Below are 9,241 nucleotides of genomic sequence, written 5' to 3'. Positions count from 1 at the left end.
TACACCCGTCACACCAACCCCTCGCGGGTGGCGGGGGCGGGGTGGTGGGTTGTGGACCTTTGTTTGGGTGGGGGGTGGCGGGCGGGGGCTCGGGGGGCCGGGGCGTTGGTTTTGGGGGCCTGGGCCCGGGCGGGGCCCCCCGCGATCCACGGCGGGGGCCCGGGCCCTTGGTTGTGCACCCGCCGCGCCGGGCGCCCGGCTCAACCGGGCAGTCGCGGGCTGTCGCCGTGCCGCTCCGCCGGCGGCTCGTCGTCCCGGATGACCTCGCCCTGGATCACCACACCGTCGGGACGGTGCATGCGCGCCTGCTGGAAGGCATCGCCGAGGGTGCCCGGCGCGGGCCCGCCCGACCGGTTCAGCCGGCGCTCCACGCCCTTGCGCAGCAGGGCGCGGGTCGGCGGGAACAGGCACAACAGCCCCGCCACATCGGACAGCAGCCCCGGCACCATCAGCAACAGCCCGCCGAGCATGGCCAGGGCATTGCCACCGCCCTCCGACCCGCCCTCGGCCGTTGTTGTCCCACCGGCCGGGGTGCCACCGGCCTGGAGGGACTCCGTCAGCCGCCGCCAGGCCCGGCGGCCGGCCCGCTTGATCACATACGAGCCGAGCAGCACCCCGCCGGCCAGCAGCGCGAACACGGTGAGCCCGCCCGCCGCATCGCCCACCAGGATCAGCAGCCAGATCTCCAGAACCGCCCAGAGGGCCACGGCGAGCGGAAGGATCCTGCGCAGCTGGCCCCGCCCCGGCGGTCGGCTGTTCCCGGTCTGCTGCTGCGTTCCGAACGTCATGACTCAAGTGTGCCTGTACGACGACACTGCGGTTCCCCGGGGGACAACCCCCGGACCCCCGAACGGGCTTCCTCAGCCCCGGCCCAGCGCCTTGCCCACCTTGGCGACCCGGGAACCCACGCCCCAGGAGGTGACCCGCCACAGCGCCTCCGCCACGATGTCGCGGCTCATCTTGCTGTCCCCCAGCTCCCGCTCGACGAAGGTGATGGGCACCTCCACCACCTGGAACCCGGCCTTCACCGCGCGCCAGGCGAGGTCGACCTGGAAGCAGTAGCCCTGGGAGGCCACCTCCTGCATGCCCAGCCCCTCCAGGGTCTCGCGCCGGAAGGCGCGGTAGCCGCCGGTGATGTCACGCATGGGCATGTCGAGCATCAGCCGGGAGTAGGTGGAGCCGCCGCGGGAGAGGATCTCGCGGTACTTCGGCCAGTTCACCACCCGCCCGCCGGGCACCCAGCGGGAGCCCAGCACCAGATCGGCCCCCTTGAGCGCGGTGAGCAGCCGGGGAAGTTCTTCCGGCTGGTGGGAGCCGTCGGCGTCCATCTCCACCAGCACGCCGTAGTCGTTGTCCAGGCCCCAGCGGAAGCCGGCCAGATAGGCGGCGCCGAGGCCCTCCTTGCCCTTGCGGTGCAGCACCTTGACGTGGTCGTCCTCGGCCGCCAGCTCGTCCGCGAGCTTTCCGGTGCCGTCGGGGCTGTTGTCGTCCGCGACGAGGATGTGCGCCTCCGGTACGGCAGCCCGCACCCGGGCGACGATGGGCCCGATGTTCTCCGCCTCGTTGTAGGTCGGAATGATCACCAAGGTCGTGCCGAGCGGACCGTGTCTCCGCTGACCACCGTCGTTCACTTAATCCCCTTCGTCTCCATACGCCCCCGGCGGCCCATGATGATCGCGGCCGCACAGGACAGAAGACCCACGATAGCGAGCGCCCATTCGGGAGCCGCACCCACTCGGTCGGCGACGGTGGTCCCGTCCCGCAGTGGAACACGGGCATTGAGGACTTCCCGGGTGAACTCCGGTGCCCGCTGCTCGACTTTGCCGTCCGGACCGACGACGGCGCTGATGCCGCTGGTCGCCGCGGTGATCACGGCACGGCCGTGCTCGACGGCCCGCAGCCGGGACATGGCGAGCTGCTGCTCGGGCTGGTCGGTCCGGCCGAAGGTGGCGTTGTTCGTCTGGACGACCAGCACCCGGGCACCGGCCCGGACGGTCTCGTGCACGATCTCGTCATAGGCGACCTCGAAGCAGATGACATCACCGAGCCGGGCGGGGCCCACCTGCATCACCCCGGTGTGATCGCCGGGGTAGAAGTCGCGGGGCACCCGCTGAAGCCGCGAGATGACCTTGCTGAGCTGCTCGCGGAAGGGAACGTACTCGCCGAACGGAACCGGATGCTGCTTGGTGTAGGAGGCTCCGGGACCGGTTCGGGGATCCCAGACGATGCCCTCGTTGAAGACATAGCCCGGCTTGGTGGGGTGGTCGACGAGCGCCCCGACGAGGACGGGGACGCCGACCGCCTTGACGGCCTGCTCGATCCGGGCGTACGCCTCCCGGTCCTGGTACGGGTCCAGGTCGGAGGCGTTCTCCGGCCAGATGACGAGGTCGGGTTTGGGCTTCCGGCCCGCCTTGATGTCCCTGGCCAGGTCGAGGGTGGCGTTGACATGGTTGTTGAGGATCATCATGGGGCGGCCGAGGAAGTCCATGCCCGGCTTCTGGACGTCGCCCTGCACCACGGCGATGTTCACGGTGTCGTCGGCCTTGGTCGGCACCGGCACCGCATACCCGGCGCAGAGCACGGCCACCGCCAGCGCCACCACCCCGGCCGGCGGCAGCACGGCAGCCATCCGCCACCCCCCGGCACGCAGCCGCGCCAGCCCCAGCACGGCGCAGGCGAGCAGCGATCCAGCGAGGGCCACCGCGAAGGTGACCAGCGGGGCGCCGCCGAGCGCCGCGAGCGGCGTGACCGGCGAGGCGGTGTTCGCGAAGGCCAGCCGCCCCCAGGGGAAGCCGCCGAACGGGACCCGGTCCCTGGCCCATTCCTGGGCCACCCACAGACACCCCGCCCACAATGGCCACCCGCGCAGCCGCGAGGTGCGCGCCAGCCCGGCGCCCAGCGCGGCGACGAACAGCGACTCCGCGACGGACAGCCCGAACACCACGTCATAGCCGACGACATTCAGCCAGCGCAGCAGCAGGAAGAAGAACGGCAGCCCGAGGACAAAGCCCGTCCAGGCCCCCTGGCGGGCCGTGCGGCCATGGGTCAGCAGGCCGAGCACGGCGACCGCCAGGACCGACAGCGGCCACAGGTCGTACGGCGGGAAGGCGAACGCCAGCACCACCCCGCTGACGGCGGCGGCGCCGGTGCGCGGCGCCTCCCGGCGGGCCAGTGCGGCAAGCCGCCGGGCCCGGCCCGGGCGCGCCGTGACCTGCGGGGACGCGGCAGCGGCCGGCGGCCCGGCGGATGGTGCGTCCGGCCGGCCGGCTGCCTGGTCGCCGGGAGTCTCGGCGCTGGTGTGGGAACCCGAGGGCACGGTCGGGGCCTTCCTGCAGGTCGTGCGGTGGTAGAGGCGACCGTACCCCGAGGGTGGCGGCAAGCGCTGCCGGGGTGCAAGAAGTGCGCAAGGGAAAAACCCGGGCGGAAGGAGAGCATGCCGGAAGGAAAAGCATGGACTGCGGGTGGGGCGCGGTGTCCTTCGGGCCGGCCTGGCAACCGCTGGCTGCGGTGGCCATGGAGCCGTTGTCTACTGAACGTCCGGGCCCCACCCGGGTCGCACCTGCCGACCCGGTGGAACCGCCCTCGCCCCCGTGCGCTGGACCTGGCTCCCAGTGGCGGCGCTCCGATCCCGGCTCACCGCCCCATGGCCCAGCGGCGTTCGACGACTGCGTGGAGATTCTCCGGTCGGACGTCCTGTGGTGGACTCGGCCGAACCTACCGGCCGCCGCCCGCATCCTGTCAACAGCCGCTTGACCTGCGTCGTTGCCTTAAATCAGCAGGTCAGTACGGAGAGGGCGGACAAAGGCGACAGGCCGAGGGGACGTCGTTCGGCGGTACGCGGCGCCCTCCTGTCACTCGTTCGGCCTTGAGTGGACCGTACGCCCGGCCACCACCGTGCGGACGCAGACGGGCAGTTGGGCTCCCGGCGTCAGGTCCGGCAGGCCCGGCGTCCCCGAGCGCGGGTCCGTGGACCAGTTGGCCACCCGGGTGTCCGGCACCTGCACCACCAGATCCCCGGCCTCCCACACCGCGTAGTCGGCCGGCGCCCCCGGCACCAGGACGCCCGCGTCGTCCCGGCCGATCGCCCGCCACCCGCCCCGGGTGTGCGCGGTGAACGCCGCCCGCACCGAGACCCGGTGCTCGGGCGTGCGGTGGAAGGCGGCGGCCCGGACGGTACCCCACGGATCGAGCGGGGTGACCGGGCTGTCGGACCCGAGGGCCAGTGGCACGCCCGCGCGCAGCAGGGCCGCGTACGGGTTGAGGGTACGGGCCCGCACGCGGCCCAGCCGCCAGGCATACATCGCCTCGTCCCCGCCCCAGGCCGCGTCGAAGGCGGGCTGGACGGAGGCCGTCAGGGCGAACTCGGCGAAGGCCGCGATGTGCTCGGGGGTGAGCATCTCGGCGTGCTCGACCCGGTGCCGGGCGGCCCGCACCCGGGCCGGGCCCAGCTTGTCCGCCGCCGCGCGTACGCCCTCGACGACGGCGGTGAGCGCGGCATCGCCGATGGCGTGGAAGCCCGCCTGGATGCCCGCCTCGGTGCAGGCGGCGACGTGGGCGGCGATGGCGGCCGCGTCCAGGTGCGCCGTGCCGGTGTGCGGGGCGTCGGCATAGGGGTCGTGCAGGCAGGCGGTGTGCGAGCCGAGCGAGCCGTCCACGAAGAGGTCGCCCGCCGCACCGACCGCACCGAGTTCCCGCACCCGCTCCGCGCCCTTCGCGGAAGTGATGGCCTCGGCCCAGTAGCCGACGACCCGGGGTCCGGGCTCCTCGGCGGCCAGCCGCAACAGGCCGGTGAGGTCGTCGGCGCCGGAGATCTGCGGCCCGGCGCACTCATGGACGGAGCCGATGCCCAGCGAGGCCGCGCGGGCCAGCGCGGCGCGCTGCGCCTCGGTGCGCTGCGCGGGTGTGACGCCCTCGTGCGCAACGGCGCGCACGGCGTGGTGGGCAGCGTCGGTGAGCGGCCCGTCGGGGGTGTATCCGGGCAGCTCACCGAGGCCGGGGACAAGGTCGAGCAGGGCCGTGCTGAGCACCGCGGAGTGGACGTCGGCGCGGGTGAGGTAGAGCGGCCGGCCGCCGGTGGCCTCGTCGAGTTCGGCCCGGGACGGCGGGCGCTGCTCGGGCCAGGCGGTGGCGTCCCAGCCGTGGCCGGTCAGCACCCGGTCGGCGGGCCGGGCGGCGGCGTGCGCGCGGATGCGGCCGAGGGCCTCGGCCAGGCTGGGGATGCCGGTGAGGTCGAGGCCGGTGAGCGCGAGGCCGGTGGCGGTGGTGTGCACATGCGCATCGGTGAACGCGGGGGTGACAAGGGCGCCGTCGAGGTCGACGACCTCGTCCACGCCGTCCGCGAAGGAGTCGGCCGCGCCTTCGGAGCCGACCCAGGCGACGCTGCCGCGCTCGACGACCATCGCGGTGGCGAAGGGGTCGGCGGGGGTGTGGACATTGCCGCCGCGCAGCAGCACGGTCTTGTCCGGGTGCTCGTTCATGGGCCCAGTCTGGCGCGTATCACCCGCGGCCGGGCAGCTGGGGGTGGGTTCTCCCGCACCGCCTACCCCACCCGCGGCGGGCGCGCCTCGTACGGGGTGGACAGCACGATGGTGGTCCGGGTGGACACCCCCGCCAACGACCGGATCCGGGCCAGCAGATGCTCCAGTTCCAGCGGTGTCGCCACCCGCACCTTGAGGATGTAGTTCTCGTCGCCGGCCACGCTGTGGCACGCCTCGATCTCGGGGATCCCGGCGAGCCGGTCCGCGATGTCGTCGGGGGCGCTGGGGTCGAACGGCTTCACCGAGATGAACGCGGTCAGCGGCAGCCCGACCGCCTCCGGGTCGACGACCGCCGCATAGCCGCGGATGACACCGCGCTGTTCGAGCCGGCGCACGCGCTGGTGCACCGCCGACGTCGACAGGCCAGTCGCCTTGCCCAGGTCGGTGTAGCTCATCCGCCCGTCCTTGACGAGCAGTTCCACGATCTCTCTGTCCAGCTCCTCCACGCGGATCAACCTACTGGGTCCGCGCGGACCCGGCACAGTCGGCGCCCCCACAGGCGCACCGGGCGCGTGATGAACGCCACACACATGCACCCGTGTCCCCCCGGGCGGGGCGATTACCCGACCGTGCGCGAGGGAAGTGCTTGCTGTGGCCAGGGCCGGGATTCACGCCTGGCCGGTCCATCCGAGGGGGAGAACACCATGCCCAGCCTGGAACGCCTCGAAATCGACGGCGACAGCAGCCTGTACGGGACCGACGAGATGGCTGAGACCGCCGTGATGTTCCGGGTGACCTGCCCGGACTGTGCTCGCCCGATCGCGCTCCTCGCCGACGAGGGGGAGCTCCCGGAGCACGCGCTGTGCCCGTCGCCGTGGAACCCCTTCGGGCTCACGGTCTGCCCGGGATCGGGGTGCGCCGTCGAGGAGGCCGATCCGGTCGATGAGTCGCTCGCCGCCCGGGAGCTGGACACGGCGCTGCTGCTGAACCTGCCCGAGAGCCTGGACTGGCGGACCCAGCCGTTCTCGCACATCGGCGGGCCGGGCTCGCACCCGCAGCGGGTGCCGGTGATGCGCCGCCCGTCCTGACGTCTCCGGGGCCCCGTAAACGTATGGGGCCCCTTGGCATGTCACCTGTTACATTCGGGGCTACTGCCGTGCCATCCCGAGGAGTTGACATGCCTGAGCCGCTGCCGCCGCTGCACTGTCCGCGGTGCGGGACCCTGGCCGGGGACCTGTCCGGGTGCGCCGTCTGCCGTGCGGAAGGCATCGGCGCCAACCCGGTACCGCCGCTCGCCGACCTGTCCGGGCTGTCACCGGCCGGCCACCCGGGCGGCCCCTGGGGCTGGCCCTCCGCCCTCCCCGTCCCCGGCCCGCCGGTCACTCTGGGGGAGGGCGCCACCCCCAACATCGCGGTCTCGCTGGGCAGTTCGTCCGACGGTGAGCTGTGGGTGAAGTACGAGGGCGTCAACCCCACCGGCTCCCACAAGGACCGGGCCATGTCCGTCGGGGTGGCGGCGGCACTGGCCGTCGGCGCGGACACCGTGGCCGCGGCCTCCTCCGGCAACGCCGCCTCGGCCGCCGCCGCGTACGCCGCCCGGGCCGGGCTGCGCTGCGTGGTGTTCACCACGGACCAGGTGCCCGCGCCGCTGTGCGCGCAGATCGACGCGCTGGGCGCGGTACGGGTGGTACGGGACGGCATGACCGCCCGGAACGCGGCGATGCGCCAGGCCGTGGAACGATTCGGCTGGTACCCGCTGACCAGCTTCGCCTCCCCCTCGCCGGGCGGCAACGGCTACGCCAACGAGGGCTATAAATCGGTCGCTTACGAGATCGCCCGGGACTTCGGCGACCGGGCCGACGCCGTGGTGGTGCCGGCCAGCCGTGCCGACCTGCTCTCCGGCATCGGCCGCGGCTTCCGCGAGTTGCGGGCAGCGGGGCTGATGGACCGTACGCCCCGGCTGATCGCCGCCGAGGCCGCGGCCGCGGCGCCGTTCACGGCCGCGCTGTCCCACCCGCAACGGGCAGCGCAGGAGCGTACGTCCATCGTCCACCGGAGCTCCCCCGCCTTCTCCCTGGGCGAGCAGACCCCCGCCTGGCAGGGGCTCGACGCCCTGTGGCAGTCGGACGGCTCCGCGATCGCCGTCCCCACCGACGAGTTCATGGCGGAATACCGTTCCCTGGGCGCCCAGGGCCTGTTCCTCGAGCCGTCCTCGGCGGTGGGCGTCGCCGCCGCCCGTCGCTGGGCGGGCGAACACGGCGGACTGGTCGTCGCCATCGGCACGGCGACGGGGCTCAAGGACATCGCGCGCGTCGGCTCCGCCGGGGCCGCGACCGACCGGGTCCCGGAACTGGCGAAGCTGACGCACTGATCACCGGCGGGACTTCACTGGTGCGACTCGGGACCCGCCAGCTGCCGGGCGACGACCATGCGCTGGATCTGGTTGGTCCCCTCGACGATCTGCAGCACCTTGGCCTCGCGCATATAGCGCTCGGCCGGGAAGTCCGCCGTGTAGCCGTAGCCGCCCATGAGTTGGACGGCATCGGTGGTCACCCGCATGGCAGCGTCCGTGCAGAACAGCTTCGCCATGGCCGCCTGCTTGACGAACGGCAGCCCCTGGTCGCGCAGTTGGGCCGCGGCCAGGTACAGGGAGCGGCCCGCCTCGATCTGGGTGGCCAGGTCCGCGAGCATAAAGCGCAGGCCCTGGAAGTCGGCGAGCGGCCGCCCGAACTGCCGCCGTTCGGTGACGTATCCCAGCGCCTCGTCCAGTGCCGCCTGCGCCACCCCGATCGCACAGGCGGCGATCCCCAGCCGCCCGGAGTCGAGCGCGGAGAGTGCGATGGCGAACCCCTGTCCCTCTTCCCCGATCCGGCGCGCGTCCGGCACCTGGACCCCGTCGAAGTGCACCTGCGCGGTGGGCGACCCCTTCATGCCCATCTTCCGCTCGGGCGCGGCGGCGGACAGGCCGGGTGCGTCCCCGGGCACCAGGAACGCGGTGATGCCGTGCGCGCCCTCACCGCCGGTGCGCGCCAGCACGGTGTAGAAGTCCGCGATCCCGCCATGGGTGATCCAGGCCTTGGTCCCCTCAAGGGTCCATACGTCCCCGTCGCGCGTCGCCCTCGTCCGCAGCGAGGCCGCGTCCGACCCGGACGACGGCTCCGACAGGCAGTACGCCCCCAGCAGCCCGCCGCCCAGCATCGCGGGCAGCCGCTCCGCCTGCTGTTCCTTGGTGCCATAGCCCGCGAGCGCATGGCAGGAGAGGGTGTGCACGCTCACCCCGAGCCCCACCGTGAGCCGCGCGGCGGCCAGTTCCTCCAGCACCTGGAGGTACACCTGGTACGGCTGGCCGCCGCCCCCGAACTCCTCGGCATACGGCAGCGCCAGCAGCCCCGATGCCGACAGCAGCCGGAATACCTCCCGGGGGAAGTGACCGGCGGCCTCCTCCTCGGCGGCATTCGGCCTGATCTCCCGCGCCACGAGATCGCGTACCAGCGCGATCAGATCGCGGGCCTCCTCCGTGGGCAGCTGTCGCTCCACCGGCTGTGGGCCATGCTCGGTCATGTCGGCGGCTCTCCTCCCTGTCGGGCCTGCGGCGGCGGCCGCCAAGGGTGTCGGCGCCGTCACCGGTACTACCCAGCCGATGGTCCCTGGCCGGGTCTCGGAACAGGTTGACCTGCGGCTGTGGCGCTTGGAGTATGCCCGATCGGAGGGCGTACGTCACGGGTTGACAGATCTTGGGAAAACCCCAACGAACAAGGCGGCGG

At 73.1% G+C, this 9,241-nt stretch carries 8 protein-coding genes; 2 read left to right on the top strand and 6 right to left on the bottom strand.

What is annotated here, in order from left to right; all coding sequences use genetic code 11:
* Positions 1–200 precede the first annotated feature (200 nt).
* The 5 genes from fxsA to ABCR83_RS31545 form a co-directional block, all read right to left on the bottom strand.
* The gene (gene fxsA, locus ABCR83_RS31565; RefSeq protein WP_462698691.1) at positions 201–788 is read right to left on the bottom strand and encodes an FxsA family membrane protein; all 588 of its coding nucleotides are present in this window, start codon (positions 786–788) and stop codon (positions 201–203) included.
* A gap of 72 nt (positions 789–860) precedes the next feature.
* Positions 861–1,631 carry a polyprenol monophosphomannose synthase gene (locus tag ABCR83_RS31560; protein ID WP_462698690.1) on the bottom strand — a complete coding sequence of 257 codons (771 nt, stop codon included), beginning with the start codon at positions 1,629–1,631 and terminating at the stop codon, positions 861–863.
* Positions 1,628–3,316 (bottom strand): apolipoprotein N-acyltransferase, encoded by a 1,689-nt coding sequence (gene lnt, locus ABCR83_RS31555; protein WP_462698689.1) that lies wholly within the window; start codon positions 3,314–3,316, stop codon positions 1,628–1,630. The genes ABCR83_RS31560 and lnt overlap by 4 nt, the downstream gene beginning before the upstream one ends.
* Positions 3,317–3,851: 535 nt before the next feature.
* Complete coding sequence (locus ABCR83_RS31550) at positions 3,852–5,477, bottom strand: amidohydrolase (RefSeq protein ID WP_462698688.1); 1,626 nt, start codon at positions 5,475–5,477, stop codon at positions 3,852–3,854.
* A 62-nt stretch (positions 5,478–5,539) separates the two neighbouring features.
* Positions 5,540–5,983, bottom strand: a complete 444-nt coding sequence (locus tag ABCR83_RS31545) for an Lrp/AsnC family transcriptional regulator (RefSeq protein ID WP_462698687.1) — start codon at positions 5,981–5,983, stop codon at positions 5,540–5,542.
* 198 nt (positions 5,984–6,181) lie between these two features.
* Here ABCR83_RS31545 and ABCR83_RS31540 point away from each other — a divergent pair, with 198 nt between their 5' ends.
* Positions 6,182–6,565, top strand: a complete 384-nt coding sequence (locus ABCR83_RS31540) for a hypothetical protein (protein WP_462698686.1) — start codon at positions 6,182–6,184, stop codon at positions 6,563–6,565.
* 89 nt (positions 6,566–6,654) lie between these two features.
* Positions 6,655–7,848: a threonine synthase gene (locus tag ABCR83_RS31535; protein WP_462698685.1), complete on the top strand. Its 1,194-nt coding sequence runs from the start codon at positions 6,655–6,657 to the stop codon at positions 7,846–7,848.
* Positions 7,849–7,862: 14 nt separating this feature from the next.
* Here ABCR83_RS31535 and ABCR83_RS31530 read toward each other — a convergent pair whose 3' ends face one another.
* Positions 7,863–9,038 (bottom strand): acyl-CoA dehydrogenase family protein, encoded by a 1,176-nt coding sequence (locus ABCR83_RS31530; RefSeq protein WP_462698684.1) that lies wholly within the window; start codon positions 9,036–9,038, stop codon positions 7,863–7,865.
* Positions 9,039–9,241 lie beyond the last annotated feature (203 nt).

The organism is Streptomyces xingningensis (genome assembly GCF_054957865.1).
This window is presented reverse-complemented; position numbering and strand designations above follow the sequence as displayed.

Coding starts and splice junctions, on each gene's coding strand:
- fxsA (WP_462698691.1), bottom strand. CDS start 788: ATGACGTTCGGAACGCAGCAGCAGACCGGGAACAGCCGACCGCCGGGG.
- ABCR83_RS31530 (WP_462698684.1), bottom strand. CDS start 9,038: ATGACCGAGCATGGCCCACAGCCGGTGGAGCGACAGCTGCCCACGGAG.
- ABCR83_RS31550 (WP_462698688.1), bottom strand. CDS start 5,477: ATGAACGAGCACCCGGACAAGACCGTGCTGCTGCGCGGCGGCAATGTC.
- ABCR83_RS31535 (WP_462698685.1), top strand. CDS start 6,655: ATGCCTGAGCCGCTGCCGCCGCTGCACTGTCCGCGGTGCGGGACCCTG.
- ABCR83_RS31540 (WP_462698686.1), top strand. CDS start 6,182: ATGCCCAGCCTGGAACGCCTCGAAATCGACGGCGACAGCAGCCTGTAC.